General features: G+C 70.5%; 1 pseudogene. It reads left to right on the top strand.

The annotated features are described in order from the left end of the window. Window positions 1-396, top strand: a pseudogene (locus GWK61_RS55495) (DUF11 domain-containing protein); the annotation flags it as partial.

Below are 396 nucleotides of genomic sequence, written 5' to 3'. Positions count from 1 at the left end.
CTCCTACACCGGTGACGGTTCGGACCAGGGCAACGTCGCCACGCCGACCTCCACCACCGGCGGGACGAAGGACCCCAGCGGTCCGGTGCTCCCGCCCGGACCGGCGGCGCCCTCGGCGCAGTTGTTGACCGCCAAGGAGACCACGACCACCACCCCGGTCGTCCCGGGACAGACCTTCAGTTACAAGGTGACGGTCACCAACAACGGCCCGTCGACGGCGGTGGCCGCGGGCGCGAGCGACCGGTTGCCGTCGAGGATCTCGTTCGTGTCGTCGGCCGACGGCTGCACGGGTACGGCCGGGAACGGCGGGACGGTGACGTGCGGTCCGGAGGCTTCGCTGCTCCCGGGTACGTCGAAGTCGTGGACGTTCACGGTCATGCTCGACCCCTCCTACAC

It is taken from the genome of Catenulispora rubra (assembly GCF_015356825.1).
GTDB classification, from domain to species: Bacteria; Actinomycetota; Actinomycetes; order Streptomycetales; family Catenulisporaceae; genus Catenulispora; species Catenulispora rubra.
The sequence above is the reverse complement of the archived record's forward strand: the minus strand, read 5'-3'. Positions and strand labels throughout refer to the sequence as shown.